Annotated in this window: 29 protein-coding genes; 17 read left to right on the forward strand and 12 right to left on the reverse strand. The window is 67.9% G+C overall.

The genetic code is table 11. From position 1 onward, the window contains the following. Positions 1-144: 144 nt before the first annotated feature. Complete coding sequence (locus tag A3ES_RS57260) at positions 145-372, reverse strand: LacI family DNA-binding transcriptional regulator (RefSeq protein ID WP_083933844.1); 228 nt, start codon at positions 370-372, stop codon at positions 145-147. On the opposite strand from A3ES_RS57260, the gene A3ES_RS0131955 reads away from it, so the two are divergent. From A3ES_RS0131955 to A3ES_RS49150, 3 genes are all read left to right on the forward strand, one after another. Next, a complete protein-coding gene (locus A3ES_RS0131955) occupies positions 371-1129 on the forward strand; it encodes an SDR family oxidoreductase (protein WP_020390923.1) in 759 nt (252 codons plus the stop codon). The two genes, A3ES_RS57260 and A3ES_RS0131955, sit on opposite strands and share 2 nt — an antisense overlap. A gap of 28 nt (positions 1130-1157) precedes the next feature. Then, positions 1158-1640, forward strand: a complete 483-nt coding sequence (locus A3ES_RS0131960; protein ID WP_020390924.1) for a GNAT family N-acetyltransferase — start codon at positions 1158-1160, stop codon at positions 1638-1640. A gap of 302 nt (positions 1641-1942) precedes the next feature. Next, positions 1943-2476: a DUF3152 domain-containing protein gene (locus A3ES_RS49150; RefSeq protein WP_083933846.1), complete on the forward strand. Its 534-nt coding sequence runs from the start codon at positions 1943-1945 to the stop codon at positions 2474-2476. Between the two features lie 49 nt (positions 2477-2525). Here the strand turns inward: A3ES_RS49150 and A3ES_RS0131970 are convergent, their stop codons facing one another. Together A3ES_RS0131970 and A3ES_RS0131975 are read right to left on the reverse strand one after the other, a co-directional pair. Further along, positions 2526-2891, reverse strand: a complete 366-nt coding sequence (locus A3ES_RS0131970) for a VOC family protein (RefSeq protein ID WP_020390926.1) — start codon at positions 2889-2891, stop codon at positions 2526-2528. 127 nt (positions 2892-3018) lie between these two features. After that, entirely contained in the window at positions 3019-3558 is a 540-nt protein-coding gene (locus tag A3ES_RS0131975) for a hypothetical protein (protein ID WP_020390927.1), read from the reverse strand. Positions 3559-3814: 256 nt separating this feature from the next. On the opposite strand from A3ES_RS0131975, the gene A3ES_RS0131985 reads away from it, so the two are divergent. Both A3ES_RS0131985 and A3ES_RS49155 read left to right on the forward strand, forming a co-directional pair. After that, positions 3815-4045: a hypothetical protein gene (locus A3ES_RS0131985; protein WP_012924486.1), complete on the forward strand. Its 231-nt coding sequence runs from the start codon at positions 3815-3817 to the stop codon at positions 4043-4045. 237 nt (positions 4046-4282) lie between these two features. Continuing rightward, complete coding sequence (locus A3ES_RS49155; protein WP_020390928.1) at positions 4283-4666, forward strand: VOC family protein; 384 nt, start codon at positions 4283-4285, stop codon at positions 4664-4666. A gap of 93 nt (positions 4667-4759) precedes the next feature. On the opposite strand, the gene A3ES_RS0131995 is transcribed toward A3ES_RS49155, so the two are convergent. Continuing rightward, on the reverse strand, positions 4760-6205 hold the full coding sequence (locus A3ES_RS0131995) for a glycoside hydrolase domain-containing protein (RefSeq protein WP_337587777.1): 1446 nt from the start codon (positions 6203-6205) through the stop codon (positions 4760-4762). Beyond that, entirely contained in the window at positions 6177-6833 is a 657-nt protein-coding gene (locus A3ES_RS0132000; RefSeq protein ID WP_420323159.1) for a glycoside hydrolase domain-containing protein, read from the reverse strand. Before A3ES_RS0132000 ends, A3ES_RS0131995 begins: the two co-directional genes overlap by 29 nt. A 389-nt stretch (positions 6834-7222) precedes the next feature. Between A3ES_RS0132000 and A3ES_RS0132010 the strand changes: the two genes are divergently transcribed. Next, positions 7223-8347, forward strand: a complete 1125-nt coding sequence (locus tag A3ES_RS0132010) for an epoxide hydrolase family protein (protein WP_020390932.1) — start codon at positions 7223-7225, stop codon at positions 8345-8347. Here A3ES_RS0132010 and A3ES_RS49160 read toward each other — a convergent pair. Continuing rightward, positions 8344-9078: a M23 family metallopeptidase gene (locus A3ES_RS49160; protein ID WP_020390933.1), complete on the reverse strand. Its 735-nt coding sequence runs from the start codon at positions 9076-9078 to the stop codon at positions 8344-8346. The two genes, A3ES_RS0132010 and A3ES_RS49160, sit on opposite strands and share 4 nt — an antisense overlap. A gap of 156 nt (positions 9079-9234) precedes the next feature. Here A3ES_RS49160 and A3ES_RS0132020 point away from each other — a divergent pair, with 156 nt between their 5' ends. After that, positions 9235-11001 carry a PHP domain-containing protein gene (locus A3ES_RS0132020; RefSeq protein WP_020390934.1) on the forward strand — a complete coding sequence of 589 codons (1767 nt, stop codon included), beginning with the start codon at positions 9235-9237 and terminating at the stop codon, positions 10999-11001. After that, positions 10998-11549, forward strand: a complete 552-nt coding sequence (locus A3ES_RS0132025; RefSeq protein WP_020390935.1) for a hypothetical protein — start codon at positions 10998-11000, stop codon at positions 11547-11549. The genes A3ES_RS0132020 and A3ES_RS0132025 overlap by 4 nt, the downstream gene beginning before the upstream one ends. Here A3ES_RS0132025 and A3ES_RS0132030 read toward each other — a convergent pair. Next, positions 11546-13786, reverse strand: a complete 2241-nt coding sequence (locus A3ES_RS0132030) for a HelD family protein (protein WP_020390936.1) — start codon at positions 13784-13786, stop codon at positions 11546-11548. The two genes, A3ES_RS0132025 and A3ES_RS0132030, sit on opposite strands and share 4 nt — an antisense overlap. A 158-nt stretch (positions 13787-13944) precedes the next feature. On the opposite strand from A3ES_RS0132030, the gene A3ES_RS0132035 reads away from it, so the two are divergent. After that, entirely contained in the window at positions 13945-14478 is a 534-nt protein-coding gene (locus A3ES_RS0132035; protein ID WP_020390937.1) for an NADPH-dependent FMN reductase, read from the forward strand. Between the two features lie 139 nt (positions 14479-14617). Continuing rightward, entirely contained in the window at positions 14618-15616 is a 999-nt protein-coding gene (locus A3ES_RS0132040) for an LLM class flavin-dependent oxidoreductase (protein WP_020390938.1), read from the forward strand. A 252-nt stretch (positions 15617-15868) separates the two neighbouring features. Here the strand turns inward: A3ES_RS0132040 and A3ES_RS0132045 are convergent, their stop codons facing one another. Beyond that, a complete protein-coding gene (locus A3ES_RS0132045; RefSeq protein ID WP_020390939.1) occupies positions 15869-16366 on the reverse strand; it encodes an Lrp/AsnC family transcriptional regulator in 498 nt (165 codons plus the stop codon). Between the two features lie 128 nt (positions 16367-16494). Between A3ES_RS0132045 and A3ES_RS0132050 the strand changes: the two genes are divergently transcribed. After that, positions 16495-17649, forward strand: coding sequence for a trans-sulfuration enzyme family protein (locus tag A3ES_RS0132050; RefSeq protein ID WP_020390940.1), 1155 nt, complete (start codon positions 16495-16497; stop codon positions 17647-17649). Positions 17650-17776: 127 nt separating this feature from the next. On the opposite strand, the gene A3ES_RS0132055 is transcribed toward A3ES_RS0132050, so the two are convergent. Beyond that, on the reverse strand, positions 17777-18367 hold the full coding sequence (locus A3ES_RS0132055; protein WP_272944655.1) for a ClpP family protease: 591 nt from the start codon (positions 18365-18367) through the stop codon (positions 17777-17779). 122 nt (positions 18368-18489) lie between these two features. On the opposite strand from A3ES_RS0132055, the gene A3ES_RS0132060 reads away from it, so the two are divergent. The 3 genes from A3ES_RS0132060 to A3ES_RS0132070 are packed head-to-tail and all read left to right on the forward strand — an operon-like array spanning position 18490 to position 20224. Further along, positions 18490-18846, forward strand: coding sequence for a helix-turn-helix domain-containing protein (locus tag A3ES_RS0132060; protein WP_020390942.1), 357 nt, complete (start codon positions 18490-18492; stop codon positions 18844-18846). 2 nt (positions 18847-18848) lie between these two features. Next, positions 18849-19832, forward strand: coding sequence for a pyridoxal-phosphate dependent enzyme (locus tag A3ES_RS0132065; protein WP_040456047.1), 984 nt, complete (start codon positions 18849-18851; stop codon positions 19830-19832). Next, on the forward strand, positions 19829-20224 hold the full coding sequence (locus tag A3ES_RS0132070; protein WP_020390944.1) for a GNAT family N-acetyltransferase: 396 nt from the start codon (positions 19829-19831) through the stop codon (positions 20222-20224). The genes A3ES_RS0132065 and A3ES_RS0132070 overlap by 4 nt, the downstream gene beginning before the upstream one ends. Here the strand turns inward: A3ES_RS0132070 and A3ES_RS49165 are convergent. Then, the gene (locus tag A3ES_RS49165; protein WP_020390945.1) at positions 20211-20918 is read right to left on the reverse strand and encodes a hypothetical protein; all 708 of its coding nucleotides are present in this window, start codon (positions 20916-20918) and stop codon (positions 20211-20213) included. The genes A3ES_RS0132070 and A3ES_RS49165 overlap by 14 nt on opposite strands. 296 nt (positions 20919-21214) lie before the next feature. Here A3ES_RS49165 and A3ES_RS0132080 point away from each other — a divergent pair, with 296 nt between their 5' ends. Next, on the forward strand, positions 21215-21778 hold the full coding sequence (locus tag A3ES_RS0132080) for a DUF4865 family protein (protein WP_202806643.1): 564 nt from the start codon (positions 21215-21217) through the stop codon (positions 21776-21778). Positions 21779-21899: 121 nt separating this feature from the next. After that, positions 21900-23078 carry an MFS transporter gene (locus A3ES_RS49170; RefSeq protein WP_020390947.1) on the forward strand — a complete coding sequence of 393 codons (1179 nt, stop codon included), beginning with the start codon at positions 21900-21902 and terminating at the stop codon, positions 23076-23078. Here A3ES_RS49170 and A3ES_RS0132090 read toward each other — a convergent pair. Both A3ES_RS0132090 and A3ES_RS0132095 read right to left on the reverse strand, forming a co-directional pair. Further along, positions 23049-23861 (reverse strand): ATP-grasp domain-containing protein, encoded by an 813-nt coding sequence (locus A3ES_RS0132090; protein ID WP_020390948.1) that lies wholly within the window; start codon positions 23859-23861, stop codon positions 23049-23051. The genes A3ES_RS49170 and A3ES_RS0132090 overlap by 30 nt on opposite strands. Before the next feature lie 350 nt (positions 23862-24211). Beyond that, positions 24212-24913, reverse strand: coding sequence for a TetR/AcrR family transcriptional regulator (locus tag A3ES_RS0132095; protein ID WP_083933848.1), 702 nt, complete (start codon positions 24911-24913; stop codon positions 24212-24214). Positions 24914-24966: 53 nt separating this feature from the next. Between A3ES_RS0132095 and A3ES_RS0132100 the strand changes: the two genes are divergently transcribed. Further along, entirely contained in the window at positions 24967-25893 is a 927-nt protein-coding gene (locus A3ES_RS0132100) for an SDR family oxidoreductase (RefSeq protein ID WP_020390950.1), read from the forward strand. Positions 25894-26158: the final 265 nt, after the last annotated feature.

The following is a 26158-nucleotide window of genomic DNA, read 5'->3' on the forward strand; positions in this document are numbered from 1 at the left end:
GCGGACTTTGGGCACCCGCCAGCCGCCTACCCGTCGGTACGCCGACTAGCCGGTGCTCAAAGACGCCTCCAGTCCCGCACAGCCGGGTCGAAAGGGAGACTGGAGGAGGCTATTGCCCCCGGATCCGGCGAAGATCCTCCCCGGCTACGGTGAAAGTCCTCCCCAACCCCGATCCGGCGCGACGAACCGCGTCTCGTTCAGGACGTGGGAGACGGTTGTCACCGAGACCTGGGCCCGTCGTGCGACATCCACCAGCTTCACCACCGGGACGTTGTTGTCACATTCGCGAGCCGGTGCGAGTCGGACAAGTACAGCCGCGAGAACAGCGGCCACCGATCGGGAAACCGGTCCGACTCCCAGGAGACAGCTCATGACCGCAACCGTCCTCGTCACCGGCGGCACCGGAACCCTCGGCCGCCTCGTCACGCCCCTGCTGCGGGCTGCCGACTTCAAGGTCCGGGTGCTCAGCCGCAGCGAGCATGAAGCCACCGACGGCATCGAGTACGTCCTCGGCAACCTCGCCACCGGCGAGGGAATCGACGCCGCGGTGGCCGGCGTCGACACGATCCTGCACCTGGCCGGCGACGCCAAGGGTGATGACGACAAAGCCCGCACGCTGGTGAAGGCAGCGACCAAGTCAGGCCGCCCGCACATCGTCTACATCTCCGTCGTCGGCGCCGACCAGGAATCCTTCGCGTACTTCGGGTTCAAGCGCGGCGCCGAGCAGGTGATCGCCGACTCCGGGCTGCCCTGGACGACCGTCCGCGCTACCCAGTTCAACGACCTCGTGCTGACCCTGGCCAAGGCACTGACGAAGCTGCCGGTCGCACCGGTGCCGAGCGGCTTCCGGGTCCAGCCGATCGACCCGCGCGACGTCGCCGCCCGCTTGGTGGAACTCGTCCAGGGCGAACCGGCCGGCCTCGTCGCCGACATCGCCGGACCGAAGATCTACACGCTCAGAGAGATCGTCAGCTCCTACCTCGCGGCCGCCGGTCGCCGTCGCCCGATGCTGCCGCTCCACCTGCCAGGCAAGGGCGCCCGCGCCTTCCGGACCGGCATCAACCTCGCCCCCGACCACGCCACCGGCACCCACACCTGGGAAGCCTTTCTGGCCGACCGCGTGCAGTAGACCTTGATGCCGGCGAGATGATGAACAGGTGACTGAGATCGAGGTACGCCGGGCCAAACCGGACGACGCCGAAGCCTTGGTGCGACTGCGAGCGTTGATGCTCGACGCGATGGGCCTGGACATCGGCGCCGAGGACGCGCCCTGGCGGGAGCCCGCCCTCCGGTACTTCGCCGAAGGGCTCGCCTCGCCGGAGACCTTCGCCGCCTTCGTAGTCGACGATCCCGCAGCCGGAGTGGTGGCCTGCGCAGTGGGCAACGTCAACATCCATCCACCGAGCCCGAGGGATCTGACCACCACCCGCGGCCACCTCTACAACGTCAGCACCGAACCAGCCTTCCGGCGCAGGGGGCTGGCCCGGGCCTGCGTGATCGCGCTGCTCGACTGGTACCGCGACGAGACCGAGGCCGGTCAGATCGAATTGCACGCCACCGAGCAAGGCGACGGCCTGTACCGGGCGCTCGGATTCGTCGACAGCACCTTCCCGGCGCAGCGGCTGAGAATCACTCGCTGAAAGCGCCCGTTCCGTCGTCTGCTGGAATACGTCCGGGCCGGAATCCGGCAGCTGGAGATTCGCTCTCCGCCCGTGGGGGTACGGCGGCGGAGAAGGGGTTTTGGCTCTTCAGACAAGAACGGGGTGAGGACGCGTTCAACCGGAGCGCGGGGTGACGAGCAGTTGATGCGCAAGACGAGGATCGCCGCCCTGGGGATCGCAGCAGCGGTCGCGGCGGGAGCGCTGTACCAACTGCCGGCCAGCCCCTTCGCCCGCCACGGCTACCCAGAGCGACCGGCCGCCGCCTCGGTGATCCCGCCGCGATCGGCACGGCCGGCAGGGTGTTCACCTTCCAGATCGCGATCGAGGGTGGCATCAAGGGCATCGACCGCCCGGCCTTCGCCAGGTTCGTCCGCGAGACCTACGGGGCACCGCAGGGTTGGGCCTCCGGCGGTCTCTACCGGTTCCGCCAGGTCGGTCCCGGCGAGGCGGCCGACTACCGGCTGATGCTCGTCACTCCCGCCACCCGCGACACGATCTGCGGTGGCAGCTTCGACCAGTACACGAGTTGCCGGATCGGCGATCGCGTCGTCCTCAACGTGGCTCGCTGGGCCAAAGGAGTACCGAACTACGGCGCGAGCCTGGCGACGTACCGGCAGTACATGATCAACCACGAGACCGGTCATCGCCTCGGCCGCGGCCACGAGCTCTGCCCTGGTCCGGGCCGCCCTGCGCCCGTGATGGAGCAGCAGACCCTCGGCCTGCACGGCTGCACCGCCTACTCTTGGCCATACCTGAACGGCCAGCGCTACAAGGGCACCATCGGCCAGTACGACGACTCAACACAGACCAGCTAGTCGAACCGCCCTGGCCCAAATGCTCGACGTCGCCAAGGACGTCTGAACCTCAGAGCTCGATGATCGAGAGCACGTTGCCCGCCGGGTCCTTGAACCAGGCGATCAGCGGGCCCTCGCCCCGGTGGATGCCGAGTTCGTCCTGGTCGCCGCCGTATCGCTCAAAGGTGACGCCGCGCGTGCTGAGTTCGCGCGCGGTCGCCTCGATGTCGGCGACGGGGAAGTTCAGGATGGTGAACTCCGCGGGCGTGTGGTTGTCCTTGGGGTAGACGAGGATCGGGATGCCTCCGGCGATCCGGAGTTGGAGCATCCCGTTCTCCTCGCTCACGTCGAGGCCGAGCGTGTCGCCGTAGAACGTCCGCGCCGCTGGGATGTCGTCCACCGAGAAGCCACTGAAGGCCTTGGTTGCCTTGAACATCTCTTCACTCCCTGTCCGGTGGCACCGTGGGGGTGCCTCTCACCGGGTACGTCGGCGCCGATCGCGCCGCTTCGACATCAGGGAGAGCCTGCGCTGCCGGTACGCCGTACCGGCAGCGGGCGGGGGATCAGTTGTGGAGGATTGTTGGTGGAAGCTGGTCGGTCATGACGGCGGACTCCAGGCCGTCGGCGACTGTGTGGAGCAGGCGGATCAGTTGGGCGGCGTCGGCTGGGCCGAGGATGCCGGTGACTACGTCGAGGACTCGGACGGTCAGACCGTCCAGCTGGGACAGACGAGCCTGACCGAGGCCCGTCACGGTCAGGGCCGGCGACGTGCGCACCAGGCCGAGTGCCGCCAGCTCGGCGATGGCGAGCTCGGCCTCGCCGGTCGTGGTGCCTACCTGGGCGGCGACCGCGTCGGCGGTGTCGCGGCCGTTGGAGATCGCGCTCAGCACCAGCGCGGCCGGCATCTTGATCCCGACCGCGTCCTGCAGGCCGAGGATCAGCGGGTGCGCATGGCCGCGGACCCGCTCCACGGCGTCCAGCAGGCGGAGGGCGTCGCCGATGTCGCCGATCAAATGTTCGGTTTGGACGGTGGCGATCCCGGTCGGCCTGACGACCCGGTCGGGAACCGCCAAGGTCTTGGTCCCAGCGTCTTCGATGGTCACTCGTCCAGCCTACGGAGGCGGTCAGGTCGCCTCGGCGTGTCGTACCTGAGGAAACGCTATGAATTGCGTCTCCAGCTCTAACCGAACAGGTCTTCGAAGCTGGTGACGAACCTCTGGACAATTGCCCAGATTTCGAGCGTGACCTTCCGTTCCCGTCGTCCGTTGGATCTGACGTGACGGTGAACACACGGCGCACCGGCACCGCGCTCGCTCCGCGTACGAAGGCCGACCACCCCTCGAACTGCATGGAGGACAAGTGACAACCGCCACCGCCACCCAGACGTCTGAGCGCCGACGCGTACGAGTCTGGTTCGGTGAGCACGTGATCGCCGACTACAACGCCGAGCCGGCGTTGGCCGAGCGGTACGCACATGCCATGAGCCGCCGTTTCGCCGGACTCCGGGTCACCAACGACCCGATGCCCGCCGTCGACCGGCTCCCCGACCCCCTGCCCGGCGAGCGCATGTGGGATGTAGCACCCCGCTGAAACGACTGATCGGCGGCAAGCGAGAGCGGGCGATCTGCCCCTCGCCTGCCGCCCTCAATCCCTCGGAAATGCGCCTGAGTGAACCACCAAGCTGTAGCGCCTGAAGAACCTTCACCGTCCGCACCGTGACCGCCTGGTCCTCCGGTGCGGACGTTTTTCTGTCTCGATGTCGAGCCCGGTACGGCGACTCCGACGTACCGGTCGTGAGCCGATCGACGGCTCGGAAGCGGAGAGATCATGGACCGGCCCGTTCTGAACAGCATGCTGCTCGGCAGCACCAACCCCGACCGTCTCAAAGCGTGGTACCGCGACGGCTTCCACGCTGAGACCGACGGCTACGGCAATCTGGATCTCGGTGGTTTCGGCCTGATCGTCGAGCAACGTGACGACGTCGACGCCAAGACGATCGAGCCCGGGCGGGTGATCGTCAACTTCTCCGTCGAGGACATCGAGAAGACCGCCGCCCACCTCCGCACCCTCGACGTCGACTGGCTGGTCGAACCCGAGGACCGCGGGGTGGGCTTCTTCGCCACCCTGATCGACCCCGACGGCAACTATGTCCAGCTGATCCAGCTCAAGCCGGAGTACTACGCCAACCAACCGCTGACCGCCCGAACCTGATCATTCGCCCCCTTTCACCCTCGTTCTCATCAAACGCTCACTAACCGCTGGCCTAGAGGGTGAAAAGGGGGCGAATGATCAGGTGGGTGACCGTCAGTAGATCTCGATGTCGTCCAGGAAGACGCCGTCGGCGCTGGGGATGAAGGTCCGGGTGAAGGCGACCTTCACGTGCTTCGCCTCGACCGGTGCGAACTCGATCTCCCAGCGGTTGCCCGAGGCATCGTTCGGGCGGGTGAGGGTGGCGCCGCGGGCCGTCCAGTTCGTACCGTCGTCGCTCGTCAGCACCTGCACGGTGTCCGGCCGGTAACCGGAGTACTCGACATATCCCTGGACCTGCACCTCGCGGACGGTCTTCGAGCCGCCCAGGTCGAAGCTCACGTCGAACGCCTTCTTCTCGCCGGCCGCGCCCTGGATCGCGTAGTCGCGCCCATCACCCCAGTTGTCCGCGATCACCCCGTCGGTCGACTCCAGCCCGGTCGAGTCGGGGAAGCGAGCCGGTGGCGTCCACGACTTCGTGTACGTCTTCCCGCCGACCAGGTTCTGCCGCGTGAGCCGCGGTCCGGCCACCTTGAAGCTGAGCAGTTCGGGCGCCGCCGACTTCAGTCGCACGTACCGCGCCTTCCCGTTGATCCCGACGAAGTCCTCGCCACCGTTCGCCGCGGTACGCCGCGCCGCATCCACCCAGCTCACGCCGTCGTACGACGTCTGGATCGTGTACTCCGCCGGCTGCCCCGCGCCCCAGCGCAGATAAACCCCGTCCACCTGGTACTGCGCACCGAGGTCGGCCGCCGCTCCCGTCTTGATCGTCTGAGCCAGGTCGCGCACCGCCAGCGGCTTACCCGCCGCCGCGTCGAGCACGAGCGCCCGGATACGATCCAGGAAGGTGACATCGCCGGTGAACGTGCCCGGACTACTGGCCAAGGCCTTGGCCAAGTCGGTCGCCAGGTCCGGATGCGTCTTCTTCAGGATGGTGACGACTTCCCAGTCCTCGATCCCGTCCCGCATCGACTCCAGCCGCAGGGTGCGTTCGAGCAGGTTGCGCTCGCGGTCCGGGTTGACCACCCAGAAGTCGCCCTTCACGTCCTGGTCGTCCATCGAGATGTTCCAGTTGTTGAAGGCCCAGTGCAGATGGCCGTTCGCGTTCCGGGCCGCGGCCAGCCAGCCGATCAGGCGCTGGTAGTACTCCGGCTGGTCGACGAAGCGGCTCAGGAATCCCTGCGTCGGGATGTTGCAGTTGTACAGCCACAGATCCTTGCCCTGGGCCCGTGCTTCGTCGAACGCCTGCGGCTTCCACTCGTAGTTGAGCAGGTTCGGGATGGTGATGTCCTCGCGCTTGGCCACCTCGCTGGCGACCGGGTCGTGGAAGGTCGCGTCACCGATCTTGACGTCCGGCCAGACCGCCTTCACCTTGTCGAAGATGCCGTTCCAGCCGTCCCGGCCGGAGGCGCCCTGCGGCTCGTCGCCGACGTGCATCCACCAGATCTTCTCCCAGCCCTTGGCCTTGACATGCTCACGCAGCGCACCGACGTACTGGTTGATCCAGTCGGCTGACCGTGCCCCGGGCCATGAAGAACTTCACCACCTGGTCGATCGCGGACCAGTCGAACTGAACCTTGCCATCGGCACCGACCTTGGTCCCGCTCTGCAGCAGCAAGGTTGTCATCGGCAACGTCAGGTTGTTGTTCCGGTAGTCCCTGCGCAGGTTGGCGTAGTCCTCCATCAGCTTCCACCACTTCGGCGTGAAGGGGGAGAAGCCGTGGTTGGCGAGCATCGTCTCGACCGGCGGCTCCTGATGGGAGACGGTGCCGAAGAACAACGTCCACTCCACATCGGTGAACCCGCTGTCCTTCGCGTCCGGAATGGTCACGGCGCGGACATTCACCGACAGCGGCACGCTGAACGTCCCATGATCGGTCTCCACCCGTACTACGCCGCGGTACGTCCCGCCGGCGGCGGTCTTCGGAACGTGGACGCGAACCCAGATCGGCTGCGTCTTGTTCGCCGCGACCGTGGTGGTCGGCGCGTTCGACAGGCCGTCGGGGAAGTCGTCGGGTGCGGGACGGCTCGGCGCGTAGACGTAGTCCTTGCCGCCGAACACCGAGTTGTGGTTGAGCGGGGTGAACTTCACGTAGTTGGCGGACAGGTCCGACGCGGCGATCTGGTGCAGCCCGGAGCGGAGCGGGGGTGAAGCTGACGCGCTTGATCGTGAACGCCGTGCCGCGACGGATCGCGACCTGCCCGGCCTCGAACTCGTTCCGTGCCGCATCCAGTTGGATCGCGTGACCGGCCCCGCTGTCGGACGGGAGCGAGTCGGGGAACAGGTGCGTGGAGGCCCGCGCGGTCCACAGCTGGGTTGCGGCCGCGGGCTCGGCCGCGGCGGGTTGGTTGGACCGGTAGGTGGTCAGACTGGCGACACAAGACGCGGCAATCAGAACACCGAGTACTTTGCGACCGGATGACTTCATCGGAGAACCTCCCGCTGGCGGTCAGGAGCCTTCATTGTTGGAGCTCAGCACCCCACCGCCAACAAACCTGTCTAGACCACTTGGACGGCATGTGCTCACTCCCTTCGAGATCGGCATCCCGCAGGACGCCGTCGACGACCTGCACCACCGCCTCCGCGCGACGCGCTGGCCGCGATCGTTGCCGGCCGCGGGATGGGACCGCGGAGTACCGGTGGACTACCTGCGCGGGGTGGTGGCGCGCTGGCTGGACTTCGACTGGCGAGCCTGGGAGAAGCGGCTCAACGCGATACCGCAGTACACGACGAGGATCGATGCGCAGACCGTCCACTTTCTGCACGCGCGCTCACCCGAGCCGGCGGCCGTCCCGCTGCTCCTGACGCATGGCTGGCCGGGATCGGTTGCTGAGTTTCTCGAGGTGATCGGACCGCTCACCGACCCGCGCCGGTACGGCGGCGACGCCGCTGACGCGTTCCACGTGGTCGCCCCGTCGGTCCCCGGGCACGGGTTCTCGGTGCCGTTGGAGTCGGGTTGGGACTACGCGCGCATCGCCCGCGCTTGGGTCGAGCTGATGGATCGCCTCGACTACGACCGGTACGGCGCTCAGGGCGGCGACACAGGATCGGTGGTCTCACCCCTCGTCGGGCACTTGGCCCCGGACCGCGTCATCGGCGTACACATCAATGGTGGTCTAGCGTTCCCGAACGCCGGGCCCGGTGATTTCGACAACCTCAGCGACTCCGATCAGGCCAAGCTCGCGACGGCCGAGCACATCCGCGCGACCGGCACCGGGTACGCCGTACTGCAGTCGACCAAGCCGCAGACCGTCTCGTTCGCCCTCAGCGACTCGCCGGTGGGCCAGCTCGCCTGGATCCTGGAGAAGTTCCACGACTGGACCGACCCGGCCCGGCCGCTCCCCGAGGATGCCGTCACGCTGGATCACCTGCTGGCCGACGTCTCCATCTACTGGTTCACCAACACCAGCTCCACCTCGGCCAACCTGTACTACGAAAGCCGAGTCGCCGAACCGGCTCGGCCGAGTGGCGTGCCGACCGGGGTGGCCGTCTTCCCGACCGATCCGGCGATGCGGCACATCCTCGAACGCGAGCACCACCTCACGCATTGGGCGGAGTACTCGCGGGGCGGTCATTTCGCCGCGCTCGAAGCCCCTGACCTGCTGGTGGATGACATCCGCACGTTCTTCCGGAGCCTCCGCTAGCAATATGAGCGGCAGCCGCGTTCGACGCCGTACGCGCGCTTGCCCTTAGCAACCATCGAGACCGGTGAGAGTTGCCGGCCGTCATGCCACGCGTTGAGGAACGCCTGCGGTGACACAGCACCCCGCCGAATCCACCAGTGCCCGGCCGGAGTCGTCCAGCTGATCCCGAAATGCAGATGCGGCGGCGTAACCCGCGCACTGCCGGTGTTGCCGGTCAGTCCGAGCGTCTGCCCGGCTCGCACCGCCAGGCCGGGCTTGATGTCCGTTCCGACGGCGGACAGGTGCGAGCCGTAGTACCGGACCCCGTCGACACCGACCACCGACACCGACAAGCCGCCACGGTCGCGCCCGACGTTGGTCTTCGGGTCCCAGCTGTCGACCCGGTTCACCTCGTCCACCCGCCCGTCGACCGGCGAAACGAACTTGCAGCCCTTAGCCGCGAAGATGTCCGACGCCGGATAGTCATGATGACTCTGCGAGGCGTCCGCCCGGCATCCACCGACGGGGAACACGTACCGCGTGGTGGTGCTGGCCGGCCGCGGCGGTGCGCTTGTTGCGGTGGTACTCGGCTCGCCCGGCACGGTCAAGGGAGCACTCGTCGTCGGCGCCGGCCCAGCCGACTTGCTCGACTCGGACCGGTCGAACGCGCCAGTGGCTGTGAGCACGATCAGTCCGCTGCCGGTGATCACCAGAGCAGCAGACAGACAGATCACCCACAGAGACCGTTTCACTGGGCCTCACCGTAACAGCACCGGTAAATGCGACATCGTCGCAAAACAAGGGGTTTGCCGGCAAGGAGCGGCGGCGGGGGTTCATCCGGACAACACCTGGATGTCATCCGGAAAGGCGATGATCCCGCCGGATTCCGCTATCCGAGAGGAAGCACGATGGGACACACCCACGGCCACGGCCACAGCCATCACGACGAGGCCGGGCACGGCCACGGTCATGGACACGGGCACGGCCACGGTCATGACCACCACCACCCGAACACCGAGCTGGACGTGGCCACCACCGCGGCGCTGGACGAGTCGATCCCGGACACCGACCTCTCGCCGGCGGAGCTGTCCCGCCGCAGTCTGCTCCGCTCGGCCGGCATCCTCGGTGGCACCGCCGCGCTCGCCGTCTCGGGCGCACAGCTCGCCGCCGCGCACACACCGAGCACCCACGTGTTCAAGCCCGGCAACCGGCCGAACGTCTGGCTGGCCGGTGACCACCACATCCACACCCAGCTGAGCTCCGACGGCATGTACCGGGTGATCGACCAGGCCCGCCACGCGGCGGCGTACGGGCTCGACTGGCTCGTCATCACCGACCACGGTGGCGCGACCCATGCCCGGATCGGCGTCGACCTGGTCAACCCGCAGATCAAGGCGGCCCGGACCGAGCTGAAGAACACGCTGATCTTCCAGGGCCTGGAGTGGAACATCCCGGCCGCCGAGCACGGCACGGTCTTCGTCGCGCCGGGCAGCCGTGAGGTCGAAGTACTGAAGCAGTTCGAGAACAGCTACGACGGCGGCGTGAAGGGGGCCGGAGGCAACAATCCGGCCAACGAGGCGCTCGCGGTGTCGGGCATCCAGTGGCTGGGTCAACAGGTTGACCGCCGTCGGGTCCAGGACGCGTTGTTCCTGGCGAACCACCCGGCCCGCAACGGCATCGACAGCCCGCACGAGATCCGCAACTGGCGCGACGCCGACCCGCGGATCGCCATCGGTTTCGAGGGTGCGCCCGGCCACCAGGCCGCCGGTCTGCCCGCGGCCATCGGTGCGGGGAGTGCCCGTGGCTTCTACGGCAACGCGTCGAACGCCAACTCGTTCCCCGGCTACCCGCCCGAGTCGTACCGGACGTGGGGTGGTTTCGACTGGATGACCGCGACCGTCGGCGGCCTCTGGGACAGCCTGCTCGCCGAGGGCAAGCCCTGGTGGATCAGCGCGAACTCCGACTCGCACGTGAACTGGAACGAGACCTCCCGCCGTCCTGACGGCTCGGACCAGGCCCAGTTCGAGCGCGACGGCCGCTACATGGATCCGGTGTACGGAAACACGGTCAACCGAACGGCAGGTGACTTCTGGCCCGGCTACTACAGCCGCACGCACGTCGGCGCCGACCGTCGCGACTACCTGTCGGTGATGGAGGGTCTGCGCAACGGCCGGATGTGGGTCGACCACGGAGCGCTCGTCAGGGGTGTCGAGGTCGAGGTCCGCGAGGTTGGCAAGCGGTACGGCGAACCGCTGGGTGGGGCATTGCACGTACGCCGGGGACGCGCGGTCGAGCTCGTCGTACGGATCACCGCGCAGATCATGCCGAACTGGTCCAACTTCGTGCCGTCACTCAACCGGGTCGACGCGATCGTCGGCTCGGTGAAGGGCGCTGTCACCGACCGGGACAGCTTCACGGCTCCCGACACCAAGGTCGTCCGGCAGTGGGACACCTCCGGCAAGCGCGGCACCTTCGAGCTCGTACTGCCGCTCGGCAAGGCGGAGGCTCCGTACTACGTGCGCGTGCGCGGTACGGACGGCAACCGCAGCCAGCCGGGCTACCGCGGCGCAACGATCGACCCGGCCGGCCCGAAGCTGGACGTAGTCGGCGACGCTGACCCGTGGGCGGACCTGTGGTTCTACACGAACCCGATCTGGGTGCTTCCGACAAAGTGATCATCGCCGTCGATGCGGACTCCGCAGACACCGTGGGGGCCGAGCATGTCCTCCACGATCTGCTGGAGTCCGTGACAGGCCCGGTAGTCGCCTGCACCCACGTGGTGCCGGGCGGCCACCTGGCCGTCTCCATCAGTACGCCGGGGGACTTCGACCAGGCGGCGCTCACTCACGATGTCGGCTCGGCGATCATCCGCCCGGGTGCTGCCGAGCCGGACGTCGCAGGCCCGAGCCAACTGGTCCGCGGCGCCTATGTGGCCGCAGTAGAAACAGCACTCGGTACTGCGGGCCGCCTGGTCGCCTTCCCCGGTCAGGAGAACGCCCGAGGCACCCTAACTGCTGCAGAGCTCCGCGCCCGCTGCGGAATCGACCAGGTGGAAGCACTAGGCGGACTCGCCGTCGACGACACCACACTGGTCGACACCCGCGACTACATCCGCCCGATCCGCCGCAACAGCCGGGTAGTCCTCCTGGTCCAGCCGGCCGCAGGCGGAGTACTGATCCCCTTCGAACTCGAGCACCAACAGAAATGCTGCGCCGACCACTAGCCAGCCCAGGCGGCTGACTTCTGCAGGACCTCTGGGAGCGGGCCGACGACGCCGAGGCGTTGGGTGCAGCGGGTCAGGGCGACGTACAGGTCGCGGAGGCCGCGGGGCGACTCGATCAGGATGCCGTCGGGGTCGACGACCAGGACGGAGTCGAACTCGAGGCCCTTCGCCCCGGCCACTGTCAGCACCGTGACGCCTTGTACGTCGCCGACCGCTTCCTGCACGAGTTCCAGGCGGTGCCGGGACGTGATCACGCCGACCTGCCCGTACTGCATCTCCTCGTGCGCCATCTTGCTCACGTACGTCGCCTGCTCCGCCGCCGGGACGTCCAGGTGCCAGGGCTTCACCCCGGTGGATCGCACTGACCGAGGCGCCTTCGCTGTCGGGTCGACCTCACGCAGTACGTCGGCAGCGAGCTCCATCACCTCGGCGGGCGTCCTGTAGTTCATCGTCAGCTCAGCCAGTCGCCACCGGTCCCCGAAGGACGGCTCCAACGCCTGTCGCCAGCTGGTGCCACCACCGGCGGCACCTGTCTGGGCTACGTCGCCGACGAGCGTCATAGAGCGCAGTGGACAGCGCCGCGCGATCGCCCGCCACGCCATGGGTGACAGCTCCTGCGCCTCGTCCACGATCACGTGCCCGTAGGTCCACCGCCGGTCGCCCGCAGCCCGCTCGGCCAGCGTGCGATCATCGTCGGCCTCGTAGCGAGCCGCCAGCGCCTCGGCGTCGAGGATGTCCTTCGCCGACAACACCTCCGCCTCGTCGTCCTCGTCGAAGTCGGTCGAAGCCGAACCGGCCAGCACATCCAGCGACCCCTGCGCGTACGCGATCGCCCGGGCCCGCTCCGCCCGCTCACGCGCCAGGTCGCGCCCGTCGTCGCCGAGCAGCTCCGCCGCTTCGTCGAGCAGCGGTACGTCGGCTGGGCTCCAGTCATCGCCGTACCGGAGCAGGTGCTCCCGATCGAGCGGACTGAGTTGCGGCGCGGCCGACGTGAGCCGCTCCTCGTCGCCGTACAGGTCGACCAGCAACTGCTGCGGGCTGAGCACCGGCCAGAGCCGCTCAAGCACCGCCCGGACTGCGGGCTCGGCCACGACCTCCTTGCGCAACTCCTCCAGGTCGTACTCGTCGAGCAGGTTCTCCCCGCCGAGCGGGTCAGCGCCGATGAGATCGGCGTACTGCGAGGTCAGCTGGTCGACGATGTCAGTGGTGAAGAAGGGCTGAGCCTGGTTGTGCGTCAACCGCCGAGCGCGGGCCCTGGCGCGGGTCTCCTCGACGACGGACGGTTCCAGCCGCAGTACGGTCCGGTCGACGGTCAGCTCGATTGGCTCGGCCGGCACCCACTGGCGGTCGGCGACCGCGGTCTCGATCACCTCGGCCATCGCCGCGCGGCCCTTGACCTCGGCCACCTCGGCGGGCTCGGGACGGGTCGCGGTCAGCCCGGGGTACAGCTCGGCGATGGTGACCAGGCGGACGCCGTCCTCGCCGAGTGACGGCAGCACCTGGCCGATGAACTTCAAGAAGGTGGAATTGGGGCCGACTACAAGAATTCCGCGCTTTTCCAGTTGGGTTCTGTGGGTATAGAGCAGGAAAGCAGCCCGGTGCAATGCGATTGCGGTTTTACCGGTCCCCGGACCGCCCTGGACGACGAGTACACCGGCCAGGTCGGAGCGGATGATCCGGTCCTGGTCGGCCTGGATCGTACGCACGATCGACTCCATCGTGCCGGTACGCCGGGCCTCCAGCGCGCTGAGCAGGACCGCCTCGCCGACCACGCCGGTACCGGGCTGGGACGCGCCGTCCGCGGTCCGGTCCAAGTCGAGCTGCTCGTCCTGGACGTCGACCACCTGACGCAGCCGGGTCTGGATGTGCCGGCGGCGGACGATGCCCTCGTTCACCACCGCTGTCGCGATGTAGAACGGCCGCGCCGCGGGTGCACGCCAGTCGACCAGCAGCGGTTCGTAGTCCTCGTCGTGCAATCCGATCCGGCCGATGTGCAGCACTTCACCGTGCTCGTCGTCGAGCCGCCCGAACGCCAGACCTTCCTCGGCCGCGTTCAGCCGGGACAGCCGCGCATTCAGGTCGCGAACCCGGCCGTCGCGCTGATGCAGGGCCTGCGCGTTCCGCGTACCGGCGACCTGCTCGTCCTGCCGACGCCCCTCCGTCCGCACGCGCTCACGGTCGAGCGTCGCGTAGAAAGTCGTCAGATAGACCTGTTCAGCCTGGACCGGATTCAGCAATTCAAACCCCTCGTGATAAACTGCGCAACGTTGGTTCCCAGACAATTGCTCTGGTAGTAGCCACAAATCCCTTACTTTACCGCATCCGGCCTTTGCCGCTGTGTCTCCGACCGGTCGCGCTTGACCTCAACTCGTCTTGAGGTTCTAGCGTCGGCACGGTGACCATTCATCCGCTCCGGCTGGCGCTCCTCGTCCGGAACTCCGAGCCGGGCCGGTTCAGCACCGTGCTGGCCGAGTGGTTCGGGCGGGAGGTCGACGGGCGAGACGAGTTCAAGCTCGACCTGATCGACCTCGAACGAACCCCACTGACCGAGCTCCCTGCCCGGATCGACGAGGCGGACGCGATCGTGATCATCTGCCCGGAGTACAACCACGGCTACCCCGGCGACCTGAAGACCGCGATCGACGCAGTACGGCGCCCCTGGTACGCCAAACCCGTCGCCTTCATCGTGTACGGCGGACGCTCCGGCGGCCTGCGCGCCGCCGAACAACTCCGCCAGGTCTTCGGCGAACTCCACGCCGTCACCATCCGCGAAACCCTCAGCTTCCACCAGCCCACCGACCCGTTCACCCCCAACGGCACCCCCACTGACCCCACCACCCCACTGGCCGCCGCGACCCTGCTCACCCAACTGGCGTGGTGGTCCCGCCCCCTCCGCGAGGCCCGCACCACCACGCCGTACCCCAGCTGATCCACCAAAGCCCGCCCGACCACGCCGTACCCCGCCTGATCCACCAAAGCCCGCCTGACCACGCCGTACCCGGCCTGGCCTGGGTGGCGGAATAGCCGGAGTTAGCTGGCGGTTGGCGTTAACCGTGAGCCCTGAACCGATGCCCCTGTCCGTGCTCGACCTTTCGCCGGTGCCGACGGGGACTCGACCGTCCCAGGCGCTCCACGAGACGCTGGCACTTGCCCGCAGCGCAGAGGCAGCCGGCTACCACCGGTATTGGCTGGCCGAACACCACAACATCCCCAGCGTGGTCAGCACCAGCCCCGAGGTTATGATCGCGGCCGTAGCCGCCGCGACCTCCGCGATCCGCGTCGGCTCAGGCGGCATCATGCTGCCGAACCACTCACCCCTCAAAGTCGCCGAAACCTTCCGCGTCCTCGGCGGCCTGTACCCCGACCGCATCGACCTCGGCATCGGCCGCGCCCCCGGCACCGACCAGCGCACCGCCCTGGCCCTCCGCCGCAGCCGCGAGGCCCTCAGCGCCGACGACTTCCCCGACCAGTACGCCGAACTGCGCGCGTACGCCGAGGGCTTCGCCGCCGGCCACCCGTTCGCCCCGATCTCCGCGCAGCCGGCCGACGTCCCGCTGCCACCCGTCTGGATCCTCGGCTCGAGCGCGTACGGCGGCCAAGCAGCCGCAGCCCTCGGAACCGGATTCGCCTACGCCGGCCACTTCGGCAACCTCGACCCGGCCGGCAGCGCCTACCGCGAGACGTTCCAGCCGTCGCCCGAGCAGCCCGAGCCGCACGCGATCCTGGCACTCGCCGCGATCGTCGCGGAGACCGAGGAACGCGCCCAGGCCCTGAGCCTCGCGAACCAGCTCTCGATGCTCCGCCTCCGCTCGGGCCGCCCCGGTCCGCTGCCCTCACCCGAGGAAGCCGCCGCCTACCCATGGTCCGACGCCGAGCGCGCCGCCGTCGAGGAATGGGCAGGCCTGGTCTCCGTCGGCACCCCCGACCAGGTAGCCGCCGACCTGACCCGCCGCGCCGAATCCGCCGGCGCCGACGAACTCATCATCACCACCAACATCCACAACCCCACCGAGCGCCGCCACTCCTACGCCCTCCTAGCCACCGCCTGGAACCTGATGCCCCGCTGACGTCCGGGTAGAGCCGCCTCTCTGCAGAGCCGCGCAGCCCCTCGCCTACTGTCCTTCCAACTTGAGCGTATCCAGCCGACGCCGCTTGGCCGGGAGTTGTCCACAGGTGCGGACGTGCAGCACTCACTAACTCTGGCTGGGTGGGTTTGCGGGGGTGCTGTTGAGCGTGGCGGATCGGGAGATCTGGTCGGTGGTGGGGCTTGGTGTGTGATGGCGGTCCGGGGTGCTCAGCATCAGGCGGGGGAGCACAGGTCAGGAAGTAGTGCCTCGGACGTGTTCGAAGATGAGGCTGGTTTCGGCGTGGATTACCGCGGGATCTGCGGTCAGGTGGTCCAGGACGAAATCTCGGAGAGCATCAGGCGACGCGGCCGCCACGTGGAGTAGGTAGTCGTTGGCGCCGCTCACATGGAAGAGCGACAGGACGCCGGGGAGTCGCGGCGCCGCCGTTCGGAAGCGGTCGATCTCGTCCCTGGAGTGGGCGCCGATCCGGATCGCCACCAGTGCCTGCAGGGGCCGCCCGAGTGCCGCCAGGTCGACGTCCGCGTGGAAGCCGCGGATGATCCCCCGCTCGCGCAGGGAGCGGACGCGGGTCAGGCACGTCGACGGCGCGATTCCGGTCGCTTCCGCGAGCGCGTTGTTCGGCATCCGGCCGTCGGCGGTCAGCAGCCGGACCAGCTCCTGATCGACCTCGTCGAGCGCAGCGGGTACCGGCCGCGGGGCCGGTCCAGGCGTCCGACGATCCTTCGGCATGCCCCCACTGTAAGTCTCATCCACAGAATCCACAGCGTGTGGACAAGCCTGTGGACGAATTTTCTTCGGAACTATTGCGCCGAATCTGCAGAAGATTCCATCCTCAGCGCATCACCGAGGAGGCGACCATGACCCAGCTGGACACCCGCTCCGTGCACGCCGGCCGCGACGACCTGACCGCGCTCGGCGTCCACGTCCCCCCGATCGACCTCTCCACGACCTACCCGCTGCCCGGCGTCGCGAGCGGCGGAGCGTCGTACGACGCCCTGGCGCTCGGCAACGGCCCCGACGGCGGCAGCCTCGTCTACCAGCGCCTGTGGAACCCGAATGTCGCCCGCCTGGAAGAGGCCCTCGCCGAGTTGGAGTACTGCGAAGGCGCAGTCGCCTTCGGCTCCGGCATGGCGGCCCTGTCCGCAGCGCTGCTGGCAACCGTCGTCGCAGGCCGCCCGCACGTAGTCGCCGTCCGCCCGCTCTACGGCGGCTCGGACCATCTGTTATCCACAGGCCTCCTCGGTACGACGGTCAGCTGGGTCACCCCCGGCGGTATCGCCGACGCCCTCCGCCCGGACACAGGACTCGTACTGGTCGAGACCCCGGCCAACCCGACCGTGGAGCTGGTCGACATCGCCGACGCGGTCCGCCAGGCCAACGGCGTACCGGTGCTTGTGGACAACACGTTCGCGACGCCGGTACTCCAGCAACCTGCACGGCACGGCGCCACACTCGTCATGCACTCGGCCACGAAGTACCTGGGCGGCCATGGTGACGTGATGGGCGGAATAGTCGCAGCGAACGCCGACTGGACCGCCAGGCTCAGGCAGGTCCGTGCACTCACCGGTGGCCTCCTGCACCCGCTGGCGGCGTACGAGTTGCACAGGGGACTGCAGACGTTGCCGGTACGGGTCCGGGCGCAGCAGGCGTCGGCGGAGAAGCTCGCTGACTGGCTGAGCACTCACCCGGCCGTGGAGCGGGTCTACTACCCCGGTCTGACCGAGTGCGACCCACATGGCCTTGTCGGACGCCAGCAGGCCGGCCCCGGCGCGGTCCTCGCCTTCAGCACGTCAGGCGGGTACGACGCTGCCGCCCGGGTGGCAGCGTCGCTACAGCTCATCACCCACGCCGTCTCGCTGGGCGGGGTCGACACACTCATCCAGCACCCGGCCGGCCTCACTCACAGGCTGGTCGCCGCCGAGGCCAAGCCGCACGACAACCTGCTCCGCCTGAGCATCGGCCTGGAAGACCCGGACGACCTCGCCAACGACCTCGCCCAGGCACTGGGCTAGCCAGAATCCGGCTTGAGCCAGACACGGGGCTGGCTCAAGCCAACAACGCCCGGCCCCAAGGCCCGGCCACTCTGCCCCCAGTCCCGGGCGCTGGCCACTCCGGTTCCGCCCGGGCATCGTCCCGGTCTCAGGCCGGTACTGGCACCGGTGGGTGGGTGAGAACGGTGTCGATGATTCCGTACTCCTTCGCCTGCTCCGGGGTGAACCAGCGATCCCGGTCGGAGTCGGCCTCGATCCGCTCCACCGGCTGCCCGGTGCGGTCGCTCAGCAGCTTGGCCAGGTCCTTCTTCGCCGCTTTCGACTGCTCCGCCTGGATCTTGATGTCCGACGCCGTACCGCCCATCCCGCCGGTCGGCTGGTGCATCATGATCCGGGCGTGCGGCAACGAGTAGCGCTTGCCCTCCGCCCCGCAGGCCAGCAGGACCTGTCCCATCGAGGCGACCAGCCCCATCGCGTACGTCGCGACGTCGTTGCTGATGAAGTTCATCGTGTCGTAGATCGCCAGCCCGGCCGAGACCGAACCCCCGGGCGAGTTGATGTAGAGCGAGATGTCGGCCTTCGGGTCCTCGGCGTTCAGCAGGATCAGCTGGGCGCACAGGGCGTTCGCGTTCTCGTCCTTCAGCTCGTCGCCGAGCACGATGATGCGCTGCCAGAGCAGGCGCTGATAGATGTGGTTGTCGAGGGCATTCGGTGCGGTGGTCTCGCTCATGTCCTCCAGCGTGGCCGCGCGGCGCCCGGGAGTCCCAGGAATCTGCCCATGGCAGATCTGCCCACCGCAGACCCGGCCGGGGTGGCACACTCGGTACAGGACCACGGACACCGACAGCGGGAGGACCAGACGTGCTACTACGCCAGGTGATCGGAAACGTCTTCCGCCGGCTGCGGCGCGAGCGGGGGATCACCCTGCGCGAGCTCGCCGAACAGGCCCAGGTCTCGGTGCCGTACCTGTCCGAGATCGAGCGCGGCCGCAAGGAGCCGTCCTCGGAGATCCTCGCCGCGATCTGCCGCGCGCTGGACCTCGAGCTCGCCGACCTGCTGGCCGAGGTGCAGTTCGACCTCGCCACCGCGGTCCGCTCGACCCTGCCGGTGCGCCTGCAGACCGCCTCGATCCGCGTGACCGAGTCGGCGCCGCAGCGGGTTGTCTCCTCGCCGAACGCGCACACCACTTCGGCCCAGGCGTTCGCCCTGGTCGCCTAGGCGTGCTCTGGCACAGCAACCCGGCCGCAGGGCAGTGGCGTACTACGCCTGCGCCCGCCGAGGTGCTTGCCTTCCACCAGGCGCTTGCCGACTACCGGCCGACGCCGCTGACCGCAGTACCGGCTCTTGCGGCTGAGTTGGCCGTCGGGCGGGTTCTGGTGAAGGACGAGTCGCAGCGGCTCGGCCTGCCTGCGTTCAAGGCACTCGGAGCCTGGTGGGCCATCCACCGGGCTCTCCTGGATCAACCGGGTACGGCTGAGCTGGTCACAGCAACCGATGGCAACCACGGGCGAGCAGTGGCCCGGATGGCGGCCAGGCTCGGCCTCAAGGCACACGTGTTCATCCCGGCCGTGGTCAGCGCGCGCTCCGTCGAGGCCATCCGGTCCGAAGGCGCCGCTGTCACCATCGTCGACGACTCGTACGACGCTGCGGTGGTTGCCGCAGCCGATGCGGCGACGGGGGACAGCTTGTTGATCCAGGACTCGGCCTGGCCCGGGTACCAGCTGATCCCGCAGTACATAGTCGACGGGTACTCCACACTCTTCCGCGAGATCGACGTCGAGCCCGACCTGGTCGTAGTACCGATGGGTGTCGGCTCAATTGCTCAGGCAGCTGTCACTCACTACCGCAGCGGACCCGTCGCTCCGGCACTGCTCGGTGTGGAGCCCGCAAGCGCCGCCTGCGTCACCGCCAGCCTCCAGGCGGGGGAGCTCGTCACTGTGTCCACAGGCCAGACAGTGATGGCCGGCCTCAACTGCGGCACTCCCTCAAGCCTCGCCTGGCCGGTACTGCGTGCTGGTCTGGACGCCGCCGTCACGGTGGAGGACCTAGAAGCGCTACGGGCGGTCGAAGACCTCGCTGCAGCCGGGATCTCGTCGGGCGCCAGTGGAGCCGCCACTCTGGCCGGCCTGCGAGTGGCACGCGACCGCCTGCCGTTGACCGCCGACAGCACGGTCGTCCTGATCAGTACGGAAGCCGCAACGTGACCGATTACCGAATCCGCTTCCCGATCGACGACACCAAGCTGTCCACGTTGCACGCACTCGCCTTCGGGGCCACGGTGGAAGTGCAGCCGTGGGCGGCGCGGCTGGAGCGGCACGCGCTCACCTGGGTAGGTGCCTTTAGCAACGATCAGCTGATCGGCTTCGTCCAGGTCTGCTGGGACGGCGGTGCGCACGCCTTCGTGCTCGACACCGCGGTGCACCCGGAGTACGGCCGCCAGGGCATCGGCAAGCAACTGGTGCTCGCCGCCGCTGCCGAGGCGAAGGTGGCGGGTTGTGAGTGGCTGCACGTCGACTACGAGCCGCACCTGACCGACTTCTACGTGAAGGCGTGCGGCTTCTCGCCCACCGAAGCGGCCCTGCTCAAGCTTCGCTGAGTACTGCGGTCAGCCGCTCGGTCGACACACAGGAGATCAGGCAGCGCTCCTTGGCGTCCCCGAGCAGTTCCGCGGTCCACCGCGTGAACCCGCCATCGCCCAGTCCGGCGTCACCGGCGCCGATGCCGAGCGCAGTACCGGAGTAGTAGTTCGATCCCTGGTCCCGCTCGGGATCCTCGGCGAACACCGCCTTCAGCGCGGGCCGCACGGTGTCGTCGATCCGCTCCCGTACAGCGGACTGCGCGAACGTGGTGAACGTCAATCGCGCCTCATCGCCCAGGACGTCGTGCCAGAAGCGCAGGTGATCGACCAGCATCTCCGCCTCGATCCGCCCCGACCCGGTGTCGCGCGCACTCGACACCAACGCGAACAGCTCGAAATGCGCGAACATCCCCGGCCCGTCGACCGCCTGAGCACGAACCACCCGCTGGCAGGCGGCCAGATCCACCCGCGCCTGCCCGGCACGACGGCGTACGGCGGCTTCGATGGCGAGCTCGTTGGTCGGATCGCTCGCGACCTCGGTACCGCGAATCGTGCTGACGATCTTGTTCTGATCGACGGTCGCGACAGCCGAGCAGGTCCCCAACGGCGCCAACGGCGACAACTCCACGCCCGCGAACCGCTCCGGCAGCCGCTCCCACAACATCGCCTGGGTCTTCACCAGCGCCCGCGGATCAACTCCGGACGGCCGCACGAACCGATCCTCTCGCCACCGCCGCATCACCCGCGCCGGCGTAACCACCGCCGCCCGATCCCGGCAAACCCCAAGCAGAACCGTCTGCAACTCCGAGGGACTCAACCCCACACCCAACACCTCCCGAACCCCATCCGGCACCTTCCGCCAAACCCGCTCACCCACATCACCCATGCCCCAACCCTCGCGGACCTGAGCCCGGATCGCCGCTCATTTAACGCTCAGCGGTGATCCGAAAGGTCTCTGTACCTACTAGTATGTTTGTTCTGGCGAGGAAGGAGTTGGTTGTGTACGCGATGCAGTACGAGATCACGTTGCCGGCGGACTATGACATGGGGATCATCCGGCGGCGGGTGGAGACCTTCGGGGATCGGACGGATGAGTTCGAGGGGCTGGGGGTGAAGGCGTATCTGGTGCAGGATCAGGCGAACGGGGCGGTGGTGAATCAGTACGCGCCGTTCTATCTGTGGAACGAGGGAGCCGGGATGGGGCGGTTCCTGTGGGGTGGTGGGTTCTTCAGCGGGATCTGCAAGTCGTTCGGGCGACCGATCGTGCGGCACTGGACCGGTGTCGAGGCATTGGCCGGGGCGGAGGTGGATCAGCCTGCCGTCGCTGCGACGAAGAATTTGTGGCAGTTGCCGGCTGAGGTGGATCCGGCTGGGCCGGTCGCCGACGCTTTGGATGGGTTGAAACGGACCGTCGAACTGCCCGGTGTCCACAGTTCGGCGATCGCGGTGGATCCGGCCCGGTGGGAACTGGTGCACTTCACTTTGTGGAGTGGGGAACCGGGGATCATGCCGGGGACGCGGTACCAGGTGCTGCACTTATCCACACCAGGAACAAAAGATCTGTTCCGGTAGGGGCTTCGCGGATACCTTCTTAAGCATGACCTATTCGAGCCCGCATCTTTGACGTCCTGACCCGCAACGACCCAGCGCAGTACCTCGTAGTCTGTCCGTTCGCATCGTCGCTTACGAGGCGTTGCAGGACTTCATCCCGTTGTACCCGGTGTACGGCTTGCTGTTCACGGATCACGGGTTGTCGGCGTCCGAAGTCTCGACGCTGTTCATCATCTGGTCGACGACCGCCTTCCTGCTCGAGGTGCCCTCCGGTGCCTGGGCGGATGTCTTCTCCCGACGCAAACTGCTGGTGCTCGGCGCCCTCATCGGCGGCCTGGGGTTCGCCAGCTGGATCGTCGTGCCCTCGTACGCCGGGTTCGCGTTCGGCTTCGTGCTCTGGGGAATCAGTTCGGCACTGATCTCCGGCACGTTCGAAGCCTTCGTGTACGACGAACTCGCCGCGCGCGGAGCCGTCGATCGGTACGCCGGGCTGATCGGCAGGGGAAAGGCCGCTGCGTTGGTCATGAACCTGGCGGCCACCGCATTGGCAGCGCCGCTGTATGAGCTTGGTGGCTACCCGTTGCTGGGTGCCGTCAGCGTGTGCAGCTGCCTGGCCCAGGCGGCGGTTGCTCTGTCCTTGCCGGAGGCGGCACGCGTCGCCATGGCTGACGAAACGGAGGAGGTGGAGCCAGGAGCCGGCGGTGGCCCGCTCGGACGCTATGCGGCGATGCTGCGCTCGGGACTGACCGAGGTGGCGACCAGTCGCACCGTCCGCAAGGCCGTTGCCCTGGTGGCTCTGTTGGGTGGATTCCTTGCCTTTGACGAGTACTTCCCCTTGCTGGCAAGGGAGATCGGCGCCTCGACGACACTGGTGCCGTTGCTGATCGCCGGTACGGTCGCCGCGCAGGCGATCGGTGGCGCGCTCGCGGGTCCGGCGTACCGGATGCGGGGGCGGCTGCTGGCGGTCGGGTTGGCGGTGTCTGCCGGATTGCTGGCGTGGGGTGCGTTGAGCGGGACGGCGCAGGGGTTCGTGCCGATCGCAGTCGGCTATGGCGTGATGCAGCTCGTCATCATCGTCGCCGAGGCACGACTGCAGGATGCCATCACGGGTCCGGCGCGAGCGACGGTGACGTCGGTGTCGGGGCTGTTCGCCGAGGTCTTCGCCGTTGTGGTCTATGTCGGCTTCGCGCTGGGTTCGCTCTGGCTGGCGCTTCCGGCGTTGGTGGTGGCGCTCACCGTCCCGCTGTTCCTGACCGCGCTGATCACGTCGTCGGCTCTTCCGCCGCCGGCTTCACAGGTCGAGGAGACTGCCGACGGATAGGGCGAGGCGTTTGACGAAGGCAGTGCGGTTGGTGTCCGTGGTGAAGGCCAATGACAGGAAGGGGTTGAGGTCTTCGAGTTCGACCAGGAGAAGTTCGTCAGAGGTGGTGCGGCACGCGTCGACGCGCTGGATGCCGTGGTCGATGGCGTTCCAGTCGATGAACCGTTGGGCGAAGGCGAGATCGGCGTCGGTCGCCTCGTAGGGCTCCAGCTCCCAGCGGTGGTCGGGATTGGGGGTGTACAGCGCGTACTGGAAGTCGCGGTCGATGAAGTAGAAGGACACCTCGTACTGGAAGTCGATCAAGGGCTGTGCGAGCAGCCCGTCGAGAGAAAGGGTGGTCAGCTCGTCACGGGAGACTTTGCGCAGTCCGATCGAGTCGGAGCCGAGCTTCGGCTTGACGATGTACCCGGGTGACTCGGGAAGAGCCGACGGGTCGGTGTCGGTGGTCGGGATGACCGGGTGGCCGGTGTCGTTCAACTCCACCAGGTACTGCTTGCCGATCATGTCGGCCTTGCCGGTGAGCTGGTTGAAGACGCGGGTTCCCTGGGCAACCGCGGCTGCCCGGAACTCGTCGTACTCGGTCTGGAAATGCAGGACCGGGCCGCAGTTGCGGACGATGACGGCGTCGAACTGATCCATCAGCGCCACGGCGTCGAGCGGGTGGCACAGCGCCAGGTCGAAGTGGTCGCGAAGCTGCCGGGTGAGGAACGAGTCCTCGTCGCCGTAGCGCCGGCCGCGGGCCGGGTAGGTGAGATCGGTGACGTACAGGATCTTCGCGCGCATCGCAGAGCCTCCGGGGTTTCGGGATTCCAGGTGCCACAGAGGGCTAGTCGCGGCGCGCGTCATCTCTGCCTCGCACCGAGCCTCCGATTATCAGTGCCGCTACGACCCCTGGCACAGCAGGCATCCGCTCCGTGGGACCAGTTTCCGCTAGCGCGATCCGAGGCCAGCCCTGAGCCAAGGCCTAAAGCCCCAACAACCGCCCGAACGTACAGGCGGTCGCCTGGCCAACGCCGCCCAAATGTACGACGCTCACCTGCCCCAAAGCCGCCCAAACGTACGGCGCTCACCTGCCCCAACAACCGTCCAAACGTACGGCGCTCACCTGGCCCGGACGTGCGGGTCGTCTGCCGCTACAAGCGGTAGTGGGTTTCGATGCCGGCGACCAGTAGGTCGATTCCGGTGGAGAAGCCGGTGTCGAAGTCGTAGTGCAAGCCCTCGGGGCCCAGTTCTGAGGTGACGCGTGCCAGGGTCGGGGCTTTGCCGGGGGGTAAGGCGCTGACGCGTGCCAGCAGGTCGGGGGCCAGGTCGAAGGTGTCGGACCGTACGGACGCCTCGCCGAGGCTGAAGCCGTGGATGAAGTCGATGATCGTGTTCACAGCCTCGACGATTTGCCGCGGCTTCGCGCCCGCCCGATCGAGCGCGCGGTAGAACGGCTCGACGGTGACCACGACGACATCCGAGACGGCGGAGGTGTCCGAGAGCACCTGCAACGCCAGATTCGGATGAGCCCGCAGCCCGTCGCGGTAGGCGCCGGCGGCGGCTTTCAGTTCCTCCTGCCAGGGCACGCTGTCGTCCGGCGGCGAAGACTCCAGCTGGGCGAAGACGAGTTCGGCCAGTCCGGCGAAAACAGCCGCCTTGTTGGGCAGGTGGTGATAGATCGACATCGGGTTCACCCCGAGCGTCGAGGCGAGCCGCCGCATCGTCATCGCCTCGATCCCCTCGGCGTCCACGATCCGCAGCGCCGCTTCGAGGATCGCGTGCCGGCTGAGCCGCTCTTCCCCCGCCCGCGGCCGACCCGCTCGACCCGGACCCGGCTTGCCAGTATTAACCATACGTCGTATGGTACATAAATCATACAGCGTATGGCTATCGTGGGAGGCAGTCGATGACCGAGGAGACCGTGAAGCCACTGGCGGGCAAGGTGGCGTTGGTGACCGGAGGATCCCGGGCCGCCGGGCGCGGGATCGCCGTCGAGCTGGGTGCCGCCGGTGCGACCGTCTATGTGACGGCCAGGACCACCCGGGCGCAGCGCTCGGAGATGAACCGTCCGGAGACGATCGAGGAGACCGCCGAGCTGATCGACGCGGCGGGCGGCCGCGGCATCGCAGTCCAGGTCGATCACACCGAGCCGGAGCAGGTGAAGGCGCTGGTCGAACGGATCGACGCCGAGCAGGGCGCGCTGCACATCCTGGTCAACGACATCTGGGGCCAGACCGGCGAACCGGACTGGGACAAGTCCGTCTGGGAGTCGAACCTCGAGGCCGGCCTCAGGCTGTTCCGGCTCGGCGTCGAGACGCACGCGATCACCAGCCACTTCGCCTTGCCGCTGCTGATCAGGACGCCTGGCGGCCTGGTCGTCGAGATGACGGATGGCACGGACGAGTTCAACGCGACCAACTACCGCGTCTCGTTCTTCTACGACGTCGCCAAGGGCGCGGTCAGCCGGATGGCGTTCGCGCTGGCACACGAGCTCAAGCCGTACGACGCGACCGCGATCCTGCTCACCCCCGGCTGGTTGCGCTCGGAGGCGATGCTCGAGGGCTTCGGTGTCACCGAGGAGAACTGGCGGGACGCGACCGAGAAGATCCCGCACTTCGCGATCTCGGAGAGCCCGTCGTACGTCGGACGTGCGGTGGCGGCGCTTGCCGCCGACCCGGAGGTGTCGCGCTACCACGGCAAGTCGCTGTCCAGTGGCGAGCTAGCGCAGGTCTACGGCTTCACCGACCTGGACGGCAGCCAACCCGACGCCTGGCGCTACATCGTCGAGGTGGAGTCCCAGGGCAAGCCAGCCGACACCACGGGGTACCGCTAGGAGCCTGCTGAACAAGGGAGGTTTGGGGGCGGGAAGCGCGGGAGGGGCCTGTGTGTGCGGTGGTGGGTCGGTTCGCTGGGGTCGGTAGCGTGGTTGTTCTTCGCGCGGATGCGGTGATGGGGCGTGTGAGCGGCGCTTGGGGGCTGTGGACAGGTCCCGGGGGGTGCTGGTCAGGCTAGGTTCCAGCTTTCGCCGTGGCGGGTGAGGCCGAGGTTGAGCAGGCGGCGCAGGTTCAGCCCGGCCATCCGGGTGTGGAGCCACTGGT

It is taken from the genome of Kribbella catacumbae DSM 19601, from assembly GCF_000372465.1.
GTDB lineage: Bacteria > Actinomycetota > Actinomycetes > Propionibacteriales > Kribbellaceae > Kribbella > Kribbella catacumbae.